Source organism: Paenibacillus arenilitoris (genome assembly GCF_014705655.1).
GTDB lineage: Bacteria > Bacillota > Bacilli > Paenibacillales > Paenibacillaceae > Pristimantibacillus > Pristimantibacillus arenilitoris.
Map to the genome: position 1 here is coordinate 257,527 of NZ_JACXIY010000013.1, position 18,328 is coordinate 275,854.

Genomic DNA, 18,328 nt, shown 5'->3' on the forward strand with positions numbered 1-18,328 from the left:
GGAAGGGGATTCATATGAGAACAGAACGCAAATGGTTGACAATGGGAATGACCGTCTGTCTGGCGGGCGCGGTTCTGGCAGCATGCTCGGCGAAAGATAATCATAACGACGCCGGAGAGCAGGGAACCGGAGGGGCCAAGGGCAGCATTACGAGCTCGCTGTACGACCGCGGAAGCGTTCCCGCGAAGGAAGGGACGATGGAGGACAACCGCTGGACGGATTGGATTAACGAGAACAGTCCGGTCAATGTCAAGTATGTGCCTATTCCGCGCTGGGAATCGACGGAGAAATTCAACACGTTATTCGCGTCCGGCAAGGCGCCCGATCTGTTGTTCGAATACAGCGCGGGACCGAAGGATACCTGGTATCAGCAGAAGCAATTATTGCCGCTCGACGATCTGATCAACGAACACAGCACCGAATACAAGCAGCTGCTTGAGAAGTATCCTTATTTGAAGAAAGCCGGCACCTTAAGCGACGGCAAGCTATACTATGTGGGCAGGCTGAACGAGGTTACGCCGATACGGGCCATCTTCGTTCGCAAGGACTGGCTGGACAAGCTGAATCTGGACGTTCCGACGACGACGGAAGAGATGTTCCAGGTCGCCCAAGCTTTCGCCCAGCAGGATCCGGACGGCAACGGGAAGGACGATACGTACGGCATGGCCATAAGCCATCAATCCTCCCGTACGTTGGATCAAGTGTTCCAGAATATGGGATTTGTCCTGCGCGGCGATCAGATTGTGCGCGCCTGGGACAGCGCCGTTGCGGCTACCGAGTTTAGAAAACGCTTATATGATGAAGGCATCATCGATCGCGATTACTTGAACGACAAGAACGGGGAGAAGGCCAAGCAGGATTTTGTCACCGGCAAGCTGGGGATCTATCCGGTGCTTCTGAAGTGGGAGCAATTCACGAAAAACGAATACGCGACGTTGAAGCAAAATGTGCCCGATGCGGAAATTATCCCGATCGCCTATCCGGAAAGTCCGGCGGGGGCGTTCAATCCGACGTACCAGAACCCGGTGCAAATGACGGCGGCGGTGAACAGGGGAGCGAAAAATCCGGAAGCCGTCGTCGAATTCATCGATTTCCTGGTGAAGCCGTCCACCGCAACGACGCTGCAATTCGGATTGGAAGGCGTACACCATGAGCGGGATGCGAGCGGCTGCCCTGTTATTATGGACGGCGAACATAAGTCGGAGGTAGGCTATATGACGGATGCCACCATGTTGTCGTCATCCAGCCTCGTGCTGGAAGGCAAATGCGGTACGGCAAATTTGTTTAATACGGATATCCCGCTTGAGAAGGAAGGGCTCGAGCTGTTCGAGATGGGCAAAGAGATCTATTTCGATCTGAGCCGCCCTTATTCGGAAATTACCCATTCCGAGCATATGCCTCAGCTGCCTAGCGATCTTGACGTTACGATGGGGCAGACGGGAAAGGCCATCGACGACTTGTGGGTGAAAGCCATCGTGAGCGGCTCCGCATATTCCGCGCAGCAGGCGCTGGAGGACGCGAAAAAAATATGGGAGAACGGAAGAGGACCGGAAGCGGAGGAATGGATGAGCAATTGGTATGCCGAGAACAAGGATACGGCGTTCCTGGCCAAAGACATCTATGATTTTGTAAGACAGCAGGAAGGACAATAACCGAGTAGGCTGGATGCAGACTTTATAGCGGCTTGCTATAAAAGTCTGCGTCTGTTGACGGGAGGTGCGCCTTGAAGACGATATTGATCCTTATGGATTCCCTCAATCGCCATTATCTGAATTGTTACGGCGAAAGCTGGGTGCAGACGCCTAATTTGGACCGATTGGCCGCCAAGGGCGTGGTGTTCGACCGGCATTACGGCGGATCGCTGCCATGCATGCCCGCGCGGCGGGAGCTGATGACGGGGCGGCTCAACTTTCTCGAATCGCAATGGTGCCCGCTGCAGCCGTTCGATGAAGCGTATCCCGAAGAGCTTCGCCGGCAGTCGGGCGTCTACAGCCATCTGATTACGGATCATTACCACTACTTCGAAGCGAATGGCTGGGGCTACCATACGCCGTTCCATACATGGGAATTTCTGCGCGGCCAAGAAGGCGATCCTTGGCATCCCGGGGTGAAGGAGCCGGAAGTGCCGACATTCCGCGGCAAGAGCAAGCGGCAGGATTGGGTTAACCGCAGCCGTATGAATCCCGAACGCGACGAAGATTATCCGACGCCGCAATGCTTCGCGCAGGCCGTCAAGTTCCTTGAGCGCAATCACGGAGAGGAGAACTGGCATCTGCATCTGGAGGTGTTCGACCCGCATGAGCCGTTCATGTGCCCGGCCAAGTACCGCGAGCGGTATAACGATGCTTGGGACGACCGGTTTCACTTCGACTGGCCGGCGTACGCTCCCGTGGAACCGAACGAGGAGGACGAGGAGGCGATTGCGCATATTCGCAAAGGTTATGCCGGAACGCTGACGATGGCGGACGCGTGGCTCGGCAAGCTGCTCGATACGATGGACGAGCTCGACCTGTGGCGGGATACGGCGGTCGTCTTGACGACGGATCACGGGCATCTGCTCGGCGAACACGGCTACTGGGCCAAAAATTATATGTTCGATTACCGGGAGCTCGTTCATATTCCCTTGATTGCCTACATGCCTGGTGCGCCGATGAACGGCGGCAGGGTGAACGCATTGACCTCGACGATGGACGTGATGCCGACGCTGCTTCAGCTGCATGGGGCCAAGCCCTCGGCGCATGTGCACGGCCGATCGCTGACGCATCTGTTCGAGCGCGATGAATCGCATCACGATGCGGTGCTGTATGGCTACTTCGGCAAAGATATCAACTTGTCGGACGGCCGGTATACGTATTGCCGCAAGCCTCTCGCCGGAAGCCTGGCGTACCATCATACGGCAACTCCGTCAAGATCGGGCGGCCGGGCGGCCGATTACGAAACCAGCGAGGTCGGCCGCTTCCTGCCGCAGACGAAGATGCCGGTATATCGCGTTGCCCGGCCGTCGCATCGGCATCATAACGCAACGGATGAGCATTTATTATACGATCTGGTTGCCGATCCGGAGCAAGGCTCGCCTATCCGCGAGGAGGGGCTGCATAGGCAGTATGAAGGCAAGCTGCGCGAGCTGATGGAGCGGTATCAGGCGCCCGAATGGCAATATGCCCGCGTAGGGCTGGAGCGAGATTAGCCGAGTTTGGGCCCCGCCGCCCTACGCAGAAGCCCGGAAGGGCGGAAGGCTGCGGAAGCGGGGACAGGAAGGAGCTTGCATGTTTTATTTAACGCAGACGATGACGACGGACATTTATTGCGATGACGAAGAGCGCTCCGGCGTAAAGCTGGCCGTACGGGACATCATCCGCGATTTCCGGACGGCAGGCCTGGCCGAGCCCCGGTATCGGCACGCCATCGAGCAGGCGCGATCGTGCAGCATTTATGCCGGGTCGCTTGAGAATAAACGGTTCGAACGGTTCTTGGCGGACGAAGGCGTGGACGTTCAATCGATCGCGAATGCGGTCGAAGGCTACCGCATCCAGACGATCGGGAGCGAAGGTCAACATATCGCGATCATCGGCTCTGACCAAAGAGGTGCAATCTATGGCCTGTATGCGTTCAGTCACCGGTACCTCGGGATCGACCCGCTTCATCTATGGACCGGGAAACAGCCGGAGCCTATTCGGGAATTGACGATATCGGAATGCGATATCGAAGATAGCGCGTCTACGTTCTGCTACCGGGGATGGTTTCTAAACGACGAAGACTTGCTTCTGGGCTGGACCGGCACATTCGATACCACCTTCGCGAACAACGCCTTCCGGAAGCATCCCGAATATATCCGCGCCTTACTTCCGATTATGGAGACGGCTTTGCGGTTAAAGCAAAATTTGCTTATTCCCGCTTCCTTGCTGGACATTATGGAGCCCGTCGATGAAGAAATCGTAAGAACGGTGACGGAAAGGGGGCTGCTCATTTCCCAGCATCACATCGAGCCGGTAGGCGTAATGCCGAAACGAATCGTCAAATACTGGTCGGATCGGGGCGATGAATCCGTCCTGTCGTATACGGCTCATCCGGAGAAATACGAGGAGGTATGGAAGGCTTATGCGGAGCGTTGGGCCAAGTATGACGGCGTCATCTGGCAGCTCGGGCTGAGAGGCCACGGCGACAAGCCCGTATGGGAGGATGATCCCCATGCGCCGGCCGGCGACAGGGAGCGGGGCGCTTTAATTTCCAAAGCGATCGCGAAGCAGAAGGAAATCATTAGCGTTGCTTTGGGACATCGATCCTTCGAATCGACGGCAACGCTATGGATGGAAGGCATGGGCTTGCTGAAGCAAGGGTTTCTGACCTTCCCCGAGGATACGATTATCGTGCAGGCCGACTTTGGTCCGACCCAAATGTGGGGCGAAGGGTTCTACGACGTAGTTCGGGATGCGGGGCGATCCTATGGCGTCTACTATCACGTCGGATTCTGGAGCTGCGGCCCTCATCTCGTCCAAGGCACGCATCCGGATAAAATGGTTAAAAATATAAAGGATGCGATCGCAAAGGGCAACGACACCTATTGTATATTGAATGTGGCCAATTTCCGGGAAATGCTGATGGGCATAGCCTGCGTGAGCGAGCTTGCGTGGAATGCGGAAGCGTTCGAATTGTCCGAGTTTAAGAAGCGGTGGGCATCGACGTACTTTGGCGCGGATGCCGCCCAAGATGCGGCGGCGGCGTACGACGATTATTTCGACGCCTTTTACCCGCTCGACAACGACGGCTTTCAGGGCAGAATGGTGTTGCTCGACGGGATGTGCAGACGGATCGGCATCAAATTAATGAAAGTAATTCAAGGGGAACCCTTCAAGCGGGACAGGATTCAAAACAAGACAATATTCGCTTTTGATACGGCTTCGGATTTTGTGGCGTTCTATAAGCTGGCGACGCGGGATTCATTGGCCCGGTTCAATCGGACCTACGATAAGGCCTATCGGGTGTACAGAAGTCTTCCGAGTGAGCGCAAGCCCTTCTTCTTAAATAATCTGATCGTACAGGTGACGATTATTCGGGCTTTGTATGCATGGGTACATCAGCTCTGCCTGGTCGCGGAGCATGTCTTCAGTGGCCAGGGAGAAGCGGAATGGCCGGCGCAGGTAAAGCAGGGCCTGATGGACGCTTGCGTTCAACTGGAGAACGCCTGTATCGTTCGGCTGCACGCGGAACAAGGCGAATGGGCGAACTGGTACCGGGGAGACGTCCTGTTGAATCTGGAGCAGTTAATCGAGCTAACGAGAGAACTTTACGCAGAATCGGTTACAGATTCTCAAGGAATATGAAGGAATGCATAAACATCGCCTCCAGCTGAGGCGATGTTTTTTTTATGGCCCGAATACGTGGGAAATTGCAACTTTCCTTCTGTTTATATGTCTACTATGATAGAGAATATCCAGGAATCGGAGGAGAGCTATGCGTAAAGAATTGAAATTAAAGTTTATTTTGCCGAGCATCCAAATCATAATGACGATGGCGGCTGTCATCATAGACCGGAGTATCCATAACGGATTTGGCGAGGGAGCGAATCAAGTATGGGCCAACCTTGTGAGCAATATTGAATTTTTCATTAAGCTTTGTCTTGGATACGATGATGTCGTCAATTACAATTTCAGAATACTAACCGTATTATTGGCTATCGGGTTCTGGTATTTCATCGGTTTGTTGTTCGATAACTTACTCGGGAAAATTAGGAGTACACGGTTAGAAGATCGCTAATAACGAGGAGGTGCGTCCAATTGTTCGTAATACGAGCATGACACCATCGTGTAGTGAATGTCTAATTACGATTTCCCTATCGTGCCACTGATTATTATGAAAATAGAGGTGATTATTGTGGGAGACTTACTTTCACGTATGAAGCATAAACACGGAAGGATAATTGACGGAAAGCGACATGTCTGGGACGTAGAAAAACTGTGGGAGTTGTCTAAGAACTTACCCGTTCAAAAAATCAAGATTGATTCCATTAAGGAACTTGATCAGGATTGTTGGTTTGCAGATAGTAAGAGTACGCCCATTCCATCTATACGCAATGTCGCGCTTCATTGTCAGCGGATTATCAACGCAAACATGGAGTACCCTATACTATTATGTTCGGACGGACAATTAATTGATGGAGGACACAGAATCGCAAAAGCATTAATGGATGAAAAAAGCGAAATGGATGCCGTCTATATGACATTGCCGCCGGCGGATGTGATTCAATGAAAACTCTTGTTCAGAAAATTTTCTGTAGCGTAATCCTGCTTAATAATATGTTAGGGTATGGTTCATGAGAAAAGATGCGAACACCGCGGCAGCCGGTCAAGACGATCGGCTGCTTTTTTCTATGCTAACGGAGATAGGCGTTTAAGAAAAATAAAACCGGCACTATGATGTGCCGGTCAATCATTTATGCCCAAAAAGGATTATCCCTAAAAAAGCCATGGATACATATTAGTCTATAAAAAAATTGAACATAAGTCTATTTCTTTTTTTGCAAAAATTGTATGTTAGATAAGCGACCGCGGCGCAAAACGATCAATGAAGGGAGAGGCTCTGCATGATTACCCTCAGAAAGATCACGTTGGACAATCGGCGTGCCATATTCAACCTGGAAGTTTCGGAAGATCAGCGTCGCTTTGTAGCGTCCAATCTCTCAAGCGTGGCTTCGTGCTATGTTCTGACAACCAATGGGGGACATCCGTTTCCGTTTGCCATTTATGCGGACGAACAGCCGGTTGGTTTTGTTATGCTGACTTATGGAATAACCGGATACGATCTCCCGTCGATAGCGGACGGCAGCTATTGCATTCTGCGACTGATGATCGACGAGCGTTACCAGAGACGGGGCTACGGCCGGGAAGCCATGACAAAAATATTGGCATTTATCCGCACCTTTCCGGCCGGTCCTGCACAATACTGCTGGATCCCGTATGGGGGCGATAACGTCACCGCCAAAAAGCTGTACGAAAGCTTCGGTTTCCGCGAGAACGGCGAAGTCTGCCATAACGAGAACATAACCGTATTGCGACTATGAACTTTTTGGAGGGGGAGGGGGAGCCTATTGAAACGTGTTGCTATTGCGCTGCTTGGAATTGTTGCCATCGGTCTTGTACATTAGAGAACGAATTAAACTATGATGAGGAACGTAAATCGAAGGTTCGAGTGCACTGGGGAGACTAGCTAGCTGCTGTTCAACTGAAAGGTAACGACAGCTAAGCGAAATTGATGCGATTGTGCAGCCTTTACTCCATCGATGAGGCAGCCGAAAGGGAAGCCTGCGTAAGTGCAGGCATTTCGGGACGTGAGCCCCCTTTTGTGCGTACCAAGCGAGAAAAGATGCACATTCGCAGGCATTTGATTCGCTGCTCGCAAGAAGCGATCAAATGCCTGCACAATTGCAGGATTGGGCGTAAGACGCGCTGCCTTGAGGCGGAGGCCGATCACGCGGCTTGGGCGTAAGACGCGGTGCCTTGGGGCGGAGGCCGATCACGCAGCTTGGGCGTAAAGACGCGGTGCCTTGGGGCGGAGGCCGATCACGCGGCTTTGGCGTAAGACGCGCTGCCTGGGGGCCGGGGCCGATCATGCGGTTTAGGCGCTCGCCCACGGCAATGAATCATCGGCGCAGCGTCATCATATTGCCGGATGCGTATCGCTTCAGCCCTCTGTAGAACAGCAGCGTTCCGCCGGCGGCGAGCAGCACGGAGACGGCCAGGGCGCCGATTAGAAAAGGAAGATCGATTTCGCGAAGCAGTCCGATCGGCAAATAGCTGATGAAGCCCGCGGGAATGACGGCGAACAATACGAGCTTGCCCCAGCTTTTGAATATGGCGGTCGGATACGTCGTGAACGTCACGAGCGCATTGAACAGCTGGAAGCTGAGGCCTTCCGTGTTCCCGATCCAGAACGCCAGGCAATTGACGATAACGGTAAAAAAGATAAAAATGACGGCGGCAATCGCCAGCGCCAGCCCGAATTTGGCGATGCCCGCGGCCGATTTGTCGCCGAATAGGGCGAATACGAGCAGCGCGAACAGCACATCGCCGATGGCGCTGACGGACATGCGGCTGATCAGCACATGCAGAAGCACCGGCTTCGGCTGGGCCAAGTAGACGTCAAGCTGGCCCGTTGCGATAATATTGGCGATCCGCGAAGCGTTGCCGAAGAAGGTTGCCATCAGACCGAAACCGCCTGCCGATATCGCCCACAGCATCATGACGTCATGCAGCTCCCAGCCGTTCAGCACCTGGAACCTGCCAAAGTAAAGCCCCCAGAATACGATCCAGACGACATTGTTAAGCAACATCATCCCGGCCGTAAGCAGGAAGCTGAGCCGGAATTCCATCGCTCCCGCAAGGTTCAGCGTCCAGCTGCGCAGGACGAATACCAGCTGACGGCGCAGCCTGCCCGGCTGGTCGTGCTCGCTTATCGAATAAGCGCTTGCCGAGTTTGCTCTATCCTCCGTTGACATTCAGTTTTTTCACTCCTCTCCGGTAAATCCAGGCGACGGCCACTCCGATGACGACAATCCATAGCGCCTGCACGGCCAGCATGCCGGCAAGCCTTCCGGCATCGAACGCCACGGCGGTTTTGGCGGGAATGTACAGGACGGCCTGCAGCGGAAGCCAGTGGCTGACCGCTTGCAGCGCATCGGGGAACAGCTCCAGCGGCATCAGCATGCCGCCGATCGTGAACAGAAATTTGTTGTAGACGAACTCGATTCCCCGCGTCTCCTCTACCCAGAACGCGCAAAGCGCGAGTGTCATGTTCAACATAAAATTGACGGTCAAGCCGAATGCCGCGGCAACCGGCAGCCACAGAAAGCCGGCGCTCAGCTCCGGCGGGCCGATCATCAGCAGCCCGATCGCAACGCCCAGCGCGGCGTTGACGCCTAAGCGGATGGCCGCCTCGCTCATATATTCGACGTAATGAAAGGCGATGTAATGAATCGGGCGCACGAGCCGGTAGCCGACGTCGCCGTTTTTGACTTCCTCCTCGATCCGGGTGCAGAGGCTGGGACAGGCGAGGGTTATCGTCTCGGTAATGACCAAATACCACATGATTTGCTTAAAGCTGTAGCCCGCGATCCGGGCGGCGTCCCCTTCGCCATGAAACGTCGCCTGCCAAAGCTGCAGAAAGATATACAGAATAAGCAGCAGAAAAAGCGATCGGACAACAAAATCAATCATATAGGCCAATTGGTTTCTGAGCGTGATTTTGCCGATAAACGCGTACTTGGCCATTTTGCCGAAGACGGTCATGACGTGCGGACCTCCTCTCCGAAATCGCCGTACATGCGCGTAATGATTTCCTCCATCGGCGGATCTTCGACGGTGACGTCCAGAATCCGGCGACTGGACATGACGTCCGTCAGCGCCGCTTCGATCGTCGTAAGCGAAGTGTCGACGGAAAGCACCAGCCTCGCCCCGCTTCGCTCGACGATCGTCGCTCCCGGTACGTCCATGCCGCCGGAATCGTCCGCAAGGACAAGCCGGATCGTCTTGTGCGTCATATACCGCTGCTTCATCCATTCGACGCGGTCGTTAAATACGAGACGCCCGTAATTGATGACGATGGCCCGCTCGCATAGCTGCTCGATGTCCCCGGCGTCATGCGAAGTGAGAAATACCGTCGTGCCTTCCTGCTCGTTCAACTCGCGGATCAATTGCCGGATGCGCTGCTTGACGATAACGTCCAATCCGATCGTCGGCTCGTCGAGGAACAGCACTTGGGGGCGATGCAGCAGGGAGGCCGCGATTTCGCAGCGCATGCGCTCGCCAAGAGACAGCTTTCGAACCGGCGTGTGCATATAAGGCTCCAGCTCGAACCGCTTGATCAGCTCGTCGCGCCTTTGCAAGTAATCTCCGCGGCGCAGCTCGTAAATGCGGCTCATCAGCTCGAACGTATCGATCGGCGGCAAATGGTACCACAGCTGCGATTTTTGCCCGAAGACGGAACCGATCCGGTACGACAGCTTCGTCCGCTCCGTCCAGGGGCAGCAGCCGAGCACTTCGGCGAAGCCGCTGGTCGGGTGAAGGATGCCGGTAAGCATCTTGATCGTCGTCGATTTGCCGGCGCCGTTCGGGCCAAGGAAGGCGACCGTCTCGCCCTGCCGGGCCGAGAACGTAATGCCGTCAACGGCCGCCTTGTCTTCATAGAGAGGCTTCAGCAGCGATTTGACGCTGCCGGCCAAGCCCTCCTGCTTTTTTTTCATGCGAAATGCCTTGCCTAATTGCTCTACGCGGATGGATGACATTTTGCGATCCCCCTTTTCTATTTTCGTACGGCTGGGGCGGACACAAAAAAGACCAACGGACAGTCTCGCCCTTAATAGGCGGAACTTTCCGAAGGTCTTTTATTCCTTACGGTGTGGCTCGGGCGTACGCGCCGTCGCTGGCATCGCTCGGTTCGCCTCCGTTGCAGGATCGGATCCCTAGATGCCCTTCCATTTATTTTACACATATTACCACGGTGAACGCCGCCGGGCAATCCCTATTTTAGCGGGCACCCAATTTACCATAAAATTGACATCCTTTGCTGTTATTGGACTGAAAATAAGGATGACCGACGAATATCTTTTAGAGAGGCTTAAGACAGCAAACCAGTCATTATTTTATATATTTTTTATATGAATGGAGGACATTGTTTTGATTAGTCAAATCATGGACTTATATCAAGAAGAGATCCGTTATCTTGATTTATACTATTCCTCGAACAAAGTGACGAATTACCTGGAAGATTTGGACTGGATCGAGAAGGAGATCGACAGGCTGTCTCGTTCGCAAAGCTTGAAGGATAAACAAGTCTTGGCTACCTTTGAAAAACTAAAAGAAAGTACGATCAAAAGAATCCATAAATGCAGGCTTCAAGAGGTTTTGAGGGAAAAAGAGTTTCTTGAGTACTGTATACACGAGCTGCATCCGCATCAGTTAGAAGCAATCGTCTAATTTCGTACATAAGTTTTATTCGGATAACGCATACTCTACAAAAAAACGACCCGCAAGGAGGAGTTTATCCGAATGAACGTGGAGCATAAAGTAGGTCTGTCCTCAACGGAAATTGCCGGCTTATGGATAACCTATATCAACGACAGTATGGCGATTTGCATCTCCAAGCACTTTTGGCATCATTCCAATGACGAAGATGTCAAAACGATCGTTAAAAAGTCGCTGGACTTATCGGAGCAGCATGTAAAGGAAATCAAGGACATTTTCGAACAGGAAGGCTTCCCCGTCCCCAAAGGTTTTACCGATGAAGATGTCGATTTGAACGCCCCTCCATTGTTCTTCGATTTGTTTCCGCTCAGCTACGTTTATGGGATGAGCCGAATCGGCCTGGTGAGCTACGGCGCTTTGACCTCGAATGTTGCCCGCGAGGATATTCGAGCCTTCTTCACGAACTGCGTACAATCCACGCTAAAGCTATATAATGAGTCCGTCGACGTATTCCTGTCCAAAGGAATTTACGATCGTCCGCCGATGATCCCTTACCCGGACCACATTGAATTCGTTCATCAAAAGGAACTTTTTTTATCCAAATGGCTGGAACGGAAACGCCCCTTGAATGTGCTCGAACTAACCGAGATGTTCTTTAACATTGAAAGAAACTACTTCGGGTTGGTTTTACTCAATGCTTTCATTCAAGTGACGAAGGATAAATCGATTCAGAAATATTTGACGGACGGAAAAGAATTAGCGCAGAGACAGATTCGGTTTCTAAATGATACGCTGATGAAGGAAGACTTGATGGGCTCCATTATGGTTAATTCCGAAGTGTCCGCTTCAACGAAGTCCCCTTTCTCGGACCGGTTAATCATGAACCTGGTTACCATGCTTAATACGCAGGGCGTACACTTTATCGGTCATGCGCTTTCCGTTTCTTCAAGGGTTGATTTGGCCAATGAATATTTAGAGTTAATAAAGGAAATATTGAAATACGGAAAAGACGGTGCGGATATCTTGATCGACCGGGGATGGTTAGAAGAACCGCCGCATGCTCCCGACAGAAAAGCGTTGGCAAAAATTTAAGTTGTTTATGAATGTTCAATAGCCGCGGCAGCCGATCAGAAGATCGGCTGCCGTTTTCATTATGTCGCGGACCCCCCTATATCGTCGGACAAGCCCGATTCTTATAATGGAAGTGGATAAATTTAGGAAGAGAGGAGCCGGAATGAGAAAATTTACGATTTCAGCCGCCGCGATGATCATCCTTGCGTCATGGCCGTGCACGGGAGTCGGCGCAGCGACGGCGGATTTTAAAGACGTCCCGGATACAAGCCCCTATTACGCTTATATTCGAGACTTGAAGACGCTAGGCATAGCGGACGGAATCGCCGAAGGGGTATACGGTCCGAAACAGACGTTGACCCGCGCCCAGTTTGCCAAATTCGTCTCTGTCGCTTTTCAGCTGAAGGATCAGGGAGGACCGGCGCCTTTCCCAGATATTCGGGATCACTGGGCAGCCGCCCATGTACGTGCCGCCTACCAGGCGGGCATTGTTAACGGCACTTCCGATACGACTTTTTCACCGAATGAACCGGTCAAACGCGAAGAAGCCTCGGCTATGGTATGGCGATATGCCCAAAAGCAGGGTCTCGCTCCAGGCGGCGCGCTGAATTTCAGCGTTAAGCCGAATACTTGGGCGGCAGAAGGTGTCAGCGGTATCATCGCTCACGGCTGGTACGGTCCGGACGTTACGCAACATTCCGACGTATGGTCGTACCGGCCTCGGGACGCGATGACCCGCGAGGAAGCGGCCGCCTTGATCGACCAGTCGATGAACGAGATGACCGGCAGCCATTCGACGGACGGCGTAACGTCCAGCTTGCCGCCCGGCAGTGTGCCGTACGGAAGCATGGCGATCCTGCGCGCCGCCCAACCGGGCGCAACCGTCTACTACACGACGGATGGCAGCGATCCCCGGACATCATCCACCCGCAAACCGTATACTGCGCCCATTCCGATACTAAAAGGGCTTCAGTTGAAGACGTATGCGGTTTATCATCCCGCTCCCGGCAAAACGGAAGCCAGCCGCGTTTCCGTATACGAGTATGAGGACATGGCCGTATCGCCGCCGGGGCCGTCCGCAGGCCTTTACGACCCGCTCGAAAACTTCGAACGGATGAAAACCCGCGCGAATATGTACATTGCCGCGGACCATCCCGCTGCCTTCGGCGGCGATGCGAAGCGGCTGGCGCGAACGTCGACGGCGCCTGGAAGCATCCTATACCATACGAAATACGATATCGCTTCCGTGCTCTTTTACAGCTATTTTTTTACCGGAGTCGAGTTGGAGAAGAGCAAGGTGTTCGCCTCGGCGGACGGAAAAACATATAAGGAAATTCAGGTCAAAGTCTATGCGGCCGGCAATCCTTCAGGTGATTGGCAGCAGTACGCCTACGAAGCTTCTTCGGTGCCGGCAGGGATGCGCTATTTGAAAATCGAATTGCACGGAGCCGCGAAATCCTGGTCGCCGCAGCTTTCCAGAGTATCGATCAATCGAAGCACCGCTTCCGTCGACATTCATTCGACCCGAAGCGCCGAATCGCTTCAGATCGAACTGTCTTCGGCGGATCAAGGGGCCCGAATCTATTACCGCAAGGACAACGCTCCCGCGTTTCAGCCATACACCGGCCCATTCCGGCTTACGGGGTACAGCGTGCTCGAATCGTATGCCGTGAAAGACGGCCTGGAACCGAGTCCCATCCGCAAAACCAAGCTCAACGGCAGCGACAACGTTCAGGTGGACAGGTTCGGGCAGCTGAAATCGGCCATCTTTCCCGAGAAAGTAACAAGCGAGCAGCAGCTGCAAGCGGATGCCGTGACGGATGCTTCTTATTACGCCGGCTTGACACCTCCTTCGGGCCGGGACCGTTTCGGCGGTCTGGCAGGCAGCGCGGCGAAATACGGCTTGCGAAAAAAGGGTTTCTTCGCCATTCAGCAGATGGGAAGCCGCAAAGTGATGACCACGCCGGACGGCAATCTCTTCTTCAGCTTGGGCGTAAACGGACTGACGGCCAATGAAACCTTTACGATGGTTAAGGGGCGGGAGGAGCTGTTCGAGTCGATTCCGTCCATTCGGGAAGAATATAAATCGGCTTATAACGGGACCGCTCATTTTTCGTTCTATTTGGCGAACAAATACCGGAAAACCGGGGTCGTTCCAACCGAGCATGCGATCTATTCGGAAGCGGCCGGGCGCATCAAAAAATGGGGGTTCAACAGCGCGGGAGGCTTCTCGCCCGACAAATACGGCAGCGCGAACAACTTGCCTTACGTGCGAATGCTGCCGCTTAGCGGCATGAGCTGGGCGAAGCTGGACGGTCTTTCGCTGTTTGACATTTTCGCGCCGGACGCGGCGGCCAAGATCGATATGGCGTTTGCTAAAGCGGTTAAGCCGAGCAAGGACGATCCGATGCTGATCGGATATTTCATCGACAACGAATACGATTTCCACAAGTTTTATTCCCATGTGCCGAAGCTGAAGGCAAGCGAAGCGGCGATCAAGGCGCGGTTGGTGAAGAGGCTGAAGGATAAGTATCAGGACCTGGACAAATTCAACAGCGAGTGGCAGACAAACTTCAAATCGTTCAGCGACTTGAATGAAGCGGAGCTCCCGATAAAGACATCGGCGGCTTGGCGCGACATGGACGCCTTCTTCCGGTATTACCTGGAAACGTTCTACGGAACGGTCTCCAGGCTCTACCGCAAATACGATCCGAATCATCTTCTGCTTGGAGACCGCTGGTTAACGACGCCGTTCCATAATGAGAAGTTTCGGAGCGTTATGGCGGAGGTGGAAGGGAAATATGTTGATGTCATCAGCATCAATTATTACAGCTATAACCTGGATTCCGAGCTTCTGAAGGAAGTCTATGCGAAATCGGGCGGCAAACCGATTCTGATCAGCGAATTCGGTTTCGGCACGACGGAGCAAGGATTGGAACCGCTCCTAACGAACTCGGCCTTGAATCAGCTCCAGAGGGGAACGCGTTACCGGAATTATGTAGAGGCGGCGGCCAGTCTGGACAACGTTGTAGGCGCTCATGTGTTCAATTATGTGGATCAAGCCGCACTGGGCAGATATTGGGAAGGCTACTCGGGAGAACGCTATAACTCGGGCCTTGTGAATGTCGCCGACCGTCCTTATAAGGAATACTTGAAGGAGGTCATGGCGACCAACAACGACATCTACAAGGTCCTTCTCGGGGAAAGGGCGACGTTCCATTACGATTTCAGCCAAAAATAAAGCGCGATGCGCAGAAAGACCGCCGGATTGGCGGTCTTTCTCGTTCCGATTTTCAGTCAATGATTGAGTTAACGGGGACGCGATAGTAAAATAAGGACCAGCAATACGAAATGGAGTAGCAGGCGGGGATACATTTGAAATTGGAACGATTGATCGCGATTATTTACAAGCTGTTGAACCACGAAGTTTTATCCGCCTCCATGCTGGCCGAAGAGTTTCAAGTTTCCCCGAGAACCATCTATCGGGATATCGACGCGATCTGCGCCGCCGGCTTCCCGGTCATATCGCATCAGGGCCAGAATGGCGGATACGGCATGATGGATGGATACAAAATGGATAAAAGCCTGCTCGGTTCGTACGATGTCGCTTCCCTGATCACCGTGCTCCGCAGCCTCTCCTCCGTGTTCGAAGACGAGCGCGTGCAAGGAACCATCGAACGACTGCAAACGATTGGACCGGAGCATCAGACTCCGAGCGTGGCGGTGGACTTTGAAACCCGCCGTACGGACCCCGACGCGCTTCCTCAATTGCGTACGGCCATTACGGAGCGAAATATCGTCCGTTTCGATTACATCAATACAAAAAACGAACGCACCACCCGCGAAATGGAACCGGTGAGGCTTCATTTTAAATTTGGCAATTGGTACGTATACGGTTATTGCCGGACGCGGCGGGATTATCGGGAGTTCCGGCTATCCCGGATGCTGAATTTGATTCCGACGCCGAACACCTTTCAGCCGCATCGCGAGGAGGCGAGGAAGGCTGCTCTTTCAAACGGGGCATGGCAAGAGCAGGTGGAGGATGTCGTGATCCGGGTCGGACCCGAGGGTTTGGCGGAAGCGATGGATCAGTTTCACCAGATGGATAGGCAATTTCATCCGGATGGAGGCATGACGATTCGAATTCCAGTTTACAGGCCGCACGAAGCGCGCTGGCTGTGGTCCATTCTGCTCGGCTTTGGCAGCGGCGCGGAAGTGCTCGAGCCTCCGGCTCTGCGATGCATCATAGCCGAACAGCTTCGAAATGCGCTCAAACTTTATGAAGAAGTATGACAGTCTGTTGTCATACTTCTTTTTTTATAATGACAACAGAAGCCGAAACAAATCCATTACGAGTTAAAAGGAGACGATTAATGATGAAGAATCATCCCGTAGAAATGTTTAATTACCACGCTTGGGCGACTCAAACGATCCTGGGGAGAATCAAGGAACTGCCGGCCTCCGTGCTGAGCCAGGAAGTGAACAGCTCGTATCCCACAATCGCCCATGCCCTTAGTCATATCTATGCGGTGGATACGATGTGGTATCTGGTTTTAACGGGGATGAGTATGCCAGAGGCGCTGCAGGAGTGCATATCGATGAACGAGAGCGTTCTGGATACGGTGGATGAATATGCCGATCGGTTTGCCCGGTTAGCGGAGCAATACAGAGAATGGTTCCGAAGCCAAGCGGATTTGGAGCAAACCGTTCTGCTCGACAATCCGTTCGCCGGAATCCGCCAAACGCGCTTGTCGGAAATCGTGCTGCATGTCGCCAATCACGGGACCTATCACAGGGGCAATGTTTCGACCATGCTGCGCCAGCTCGGCCATGCATCCACGATGAACGACTATGCGCTTTTCTGGTATCAGGCACCTGCCGAATCCATGGTATAATAATATCGTCTAAAAAAGGTCGATCTTTCTGAGAACAGAAAATCGACCCTTTTTTCTCGATAAGGGGAGTGCAGCTTATTTATGGAAATCGAAAATCTGATTCCGATCAAATCAAGAGAAGAGCTGAGGGCTTGGCTGGAGGAGAACGGCAAGACCGAGAAATTTTGTTGGGTCGAGGTGAGTATGGCACCAACCCCGGACACGCTGCTCTATTTGGATGCGGTTGAAGAATGTTTGTGCTTTGGATGGATCGACGGGATCAAGAAGAAGATCGCAGAGACGGGGCCGGCGCAGCGACTGTCCCCCAGAAGCCCAATAAGCTCGTGGACGGAATTGAATAAAGAACGCGTCCGCCGTCTCGAAAAGCTGGGGTTTATGAGAGACGAAGGAAGAAAGGCGCTTCCCGATATGGACCCCGATTCTTTTAAAATAGATAAGGTTATCGAGCAGAGGCTGCAAGAGGAACGGCAAGTTTACGAAAATTTTTTGGCTTTTCCGGCTCTTTACCGAAGAGTTCGGATCGACACGATCCAAAGCGTTAAAAACGATCCGGAATTATTCAAGAGCAGACTGGACAAATTTTTAACGAACACTCGGGAAAATAAAATGTACGGTCAATGGCATGATAATGGGCGGCTGCTGGATTATTAGAATGCGCGGTCCAGGAAAGGGCACACTTTGGCGGGTGCCCCAAAAAAATCAAAACAGGAACAAACGTTCTTTGCGAGCCGGTTTTAGAAGGATATAATGGGCTTAAACTCTAATTAAAAATCGGAGGTTCTAATGTCCGCTAAAGGCAGTTTAACGCGGTAGGGGGTTGCTTTACCATTATATAATTGGGAGGGCATTTGATGGAGGTCGCCTTAGAGCTAATTGACAGTATGCTGGTTAAGTTCAGATCGGAGAAGAAATGGACTCTTCAAGCGCTTGAACAATTGTCCGAGGAAGACATTACTTCTTCCCCTACATCGGAAAGCAACAGCATCGCTAACTTAGTTGCTCACATCAGAGGGGCGGTACACTCTCGAATTGAAACCGTTCTCCTGGATATTCCGGACACAAGAGATAGAGACAAAGAATTTGAAAAAGGGCTAAAAATGTCAAAAGAACAAGCCATCAAAATGACCAATGACGCTTTTGATATTCTTATACAATATCTTGAACATCTCAAATCCCGTCCTGCGTTATTAATGTCACAGCCCTTCCTTAATCGGCCTCCCCTTACCTATAGCCAAGTCAATAACGAGACGACAGCTCTCAATCTTATGATCGCGATGGTGAGAGAGGTCCATTATCATACGGGACAGATCATCTATGCGGCCAAAATAAGAAGAGGACAACTCGTATGGAATTACGATTAACGAGATGCGGAAGATCTTCATTGTCGGAAGCGTAGCGAGCGGCAAG

The 18,328-nt window shown here is 52.6% G+C and carries 15 protein-coding genes; 12 read left to right on the forward strand and 3 right to left on the reverse strand.

Annotated features, from left to right (window positions below; genetic code table 11):
- The first annotated feature begins 14 nt into the window (after positions 1 to 14).
- The 5 genes from IDH41_RS11185 (at position 15) to IDH41_RS11205 (ending at position 7,057) form a co-directional block, all read left to right on the forward strand.
- A complete protein-coding gene (locus tag IDH41_RS11185) occupies positions 15 to 1,652 on the forward strand; it encodes an extracellular solute-binding protein (protein WP_190860989.1) in 1,638 nt (545 codons plus the stop codon).
- Between the two features lie 71 nt (positions 1,653 to 1,723).
- Positions 1,724 to 3,187 (forward strand): sulfatase, encoded by a 1,464-nt coding sequence (locus IDH41_RS11190; RefSeq protein ID WP_190860991.1) that lies wholly within the window; start codon positions 1,724 to 1,726, stop codon positions 3,185 to 3,187.
- A gap of 79 nt (positions 3,188 to 3,266) precedes the next feature.
- Positions 3,267 to 5,321, forward strand: coding sequence for a glycosyl hydrolase 115 family protein (locus IDH41_RS11195; RefSeq protein ID WP_190860993.1), 2,055 nt, complete (start codon positions 3,267 to 3,269; stop codon positions 5,319 to 5,321).
- Between the two features lie 571 nt (positions 5,322 to 5,892).
- Positions 5,893 to 6,246 carry a chromosome partitioning protein ParB gene (locus IDH41_RS11200; RefSeq protein WP_190860995.1) on the forward strand — a complete coding sequence of 118 codons (354 nt, stop codon included), beginning with the start codon at positions 5,893 to 5,895 and terminating at the stop codon, positions 6,244 to 6,246.
- A gap of 334 nt (positions 6,247 to 6,580) precedes the next feature.
- Positions 6,581 to 7,057 carry a GNAT family N-acetyltransferase gene (locus IDH41_RS11205; protein ID WP_190860996.1) on the forward strand — a complete coding sequence of 159 codons (477 nt, stop codon included), beginning with the start codon at positions 6,581 to 6,583 and terminating at the stop codon, positions 7,055 to 7,057.
- Between the two features lie 579 nt (positions 7,058 to 7,636).
- Here IDH41_RS11205 and IDH41_RS11210 read toward each other — a convergent pair.
- From IDH41_RS11210 to IDH41_RS11220, 3 genes are read right to left on the reverse strand one after another with little or no spacing between them, the layout of a single operon-like run.
- Complete coding sequence (locus tag IDH41_RS11210; protein ID WP_190860998.1) at positions 7,637 to 8,491, reverse strand: ABC transporter permease; 855 nt, start codon at positions 8,489 to 8,491, stop codon at positions 7,637 to 7,639.
- Positions 8,475 to 9,281 carry an ABC transporter permease gene (locus IDH41_RS11215; RefSeq protein WP_190861000.1) on the reverse strand — a complete coding sequence of 269 codons (807 nt, stop codon included), beginning with the start codon at positions 9,279 to 9,281 and terminating at the stop codon, positions 8,475 to 8,477. Before IDH41_RS11215 ends, IDH41_RS11210 begins: the two co-directional genes overlap by 17 nt.
- Positions 9,278 to 10,234 carry an ABC transporter ATP-binding protein gene (locus IDH41_RS11220; RefSeq protein ID WP_223829627.1) on the reverse strand — a complete coding sequence of 319 codons (957 nt, stop codon included), beginning with the start codon at positions 10,232 to 10,234 and terminating at the stop codon, positions 9,278 to 9,280. The genes IDH41_RS11215 and IDH41_RS11220 overlap by 4 nt, the downstream gene beginning before the upstream one ends.
- Before the next feature lie 433 nt (positions 10,235 to 10,667).
- On the opposite strand from IDH41_RS11220, the gene IDH41_RS11225 reads away from it, so the two are divergent.
- The 7 genes from IDH41_RS11225 to IDH41_RS11255 all read left to right on the forward strand — a co-directional run bounded on the left by IDH41_RS11225 (position 10,668) and on the right by IDH41_RS11255 (position 18,282).
- Positions 10,668 to 10,967 carry a hypothetical protein gene (locus tag IDH41_RS11225; protein ID WP_190861004.1) on the forward strand — a complete coding sequence of 100 codons (300 nt, stop codon included), beginning with the start codon at positions 10,668 to 10,670 and terminating at the stop codon, positions 10,965 to 10,967.
- Positions 10,968 to 11,039: 72 nt separating this feature from the next.
- A complete protein-coding gene (locus IDH41_RS11230; protein WP_190861006.1) occupies positions 11,040 to 12,047 on the forward strand; it encodes a DUF3231 family protein in 1,008 nt (335 codons plus the stop codon).
- 142 nt (positions 12,048 to 12,189) lie between these two features.
- Entirely contained in the window at positions 12,190 to 15,267 is a 3,078-nt protein-coding gene (locus tag IDH41_RS11235; RefSeq protein WP_190861008.1) for an S-layer homology domain-containing protein, read from the forward strand.
- Positions 15,268 to 15,401: 134 nt separating this feature from the next.
- Positions 15,402 to 16,319 (forward strand): helix-turn-helix transcriptional regulator, encoded by a 918-nt coding sequence (locus IDH41_RS11240; protein ID WP_190861010.1) that lies wholly within the window; start codon positions 15,402 to 15,404, stop codon positions 16,317 to 16,319.
- 83 nt (positions 16,320 to 16,402) lie between these two features.
- A complete protein-coding gene (locus IDH41_RS11245; protein WP_190861012.1) occupies positions 16,403 to 16,921 on the forward strand; it encodes a DinB family protein in 519 nt (172 codons plus the stop codon).
- Between the two features lie 81 nt (positions 16,922 to 17,002).
- Complete coding sequence (locus IDH41_RS11250) at positions 17,003 to 17,572, forward strand: YdeI/OmpD-associated family protein (protein ID WP_190861014.1); 570 nt, start codon at positions 17,003 to 17,005, stop codon at positions 17,570 to 17,572.
- 200 nt (positions 17,573 to 17,772) lie between these two features.
- On the forward strand, positions 17,773 to 18,282 hold the full coding sequence (locus IDH41_RS11255; RefSeq protein WP_190861016.1) for a DinB family protein: 510 nt from the start codon (positions 17,773 to 17,775) through the stop codon (positions 18,280 to 18,282).
- Positions 18,283 to 18,328: the final 46 nt, after the last annotated feature.

Excerpts from the sequence above, each read along its gene's own strand:
- IDH41_RS11185 (WP_190860989.1), top strand. The coding sequence starts at position 15 with ATGAGAACAGAACGCAAATGGTTGACAATGGGAATGACCGTCTGTCTG.
- IDH41_RS11195 (WP_190860993.1), top strand. The coding sequence starts at position 3,267 with ATGTTTTATTTAACGCAGACGATGACGACGGACATTTATTGCGATGAC.
- IDH41_RS11200 (WP_190860995.1), top strand. The coding sequence starts at position 5,893 with ATGAAGCATAAACACGGAAGGATAATTGACGGAAAGCGACATGTCTGG.
- IDH41_RS11205 (WP_190860996.1), top strand. The coding sequence starts at position 6,581 with ATGATTACCCTCAGAAAGATCACGTTGGACAATCGGCGTGCCATATTC.
- IDH41_RS11210 (WP_190860998.1), bottom strand. The coding sequence starts at position 8,491 with ATGTCAACGGAGGATAGAGCAAACTCGGCAAGCGCTTATTCGATAAGC.
- IDH41_RS11215 (WP_190861000.1), bottom strand. The coding sequence starts at position 9,281 with ATGACCGTCTTCGGCAAAATGGCCAAGTACGCGTTTATCGGCAAAATC.
- IDH41_RS11220 (WP_223829627.1), bottom strand. The coding sequence starts at position 10,234 with ATGAAAAAAAAGCAGGAGGGCTTGGCCGGCAGCGTCAAATCGCTGCTG.
- IDH41_RS11230 (WP_190861006.1), top strand. The coding sequence starts at position 11,040 with ATGAACGTGGAGCATAAAGTAGGTCTGTCCTCAACGGAAATTGCCGGC.
- IDH41_RS11235 (WP_190861008.1), top strand. The coding sequence starts at position 12,190 with ATGAGAAAATTTACGATTTCAGCCGCCGCGATGATCATCCTTGCGTCA.
- IDH41_RS11245 (WP_190861012.1), top strand. The coding sequence starts at position 16,403 with ATGAAGAATCATCCCGTAGAAATGTTTAATTACCACGCTTGGGCGACT.
- IDH41_RS11250 (WP_190861014.1), top strand. The coding sequence starts at position 17,003 with ATGGAAATCGAAAATCTGATTCCGATCAAATCAAGAGAAGAGCTGAGG.
- IDH41_RS11255 (WP_190861016.1), top strand. The coding sequence starts at position 17,773 with ATGGAGGTCGCCTTAGAGCTAATTGACAGTATGCTGGTTAAGTTCAGA.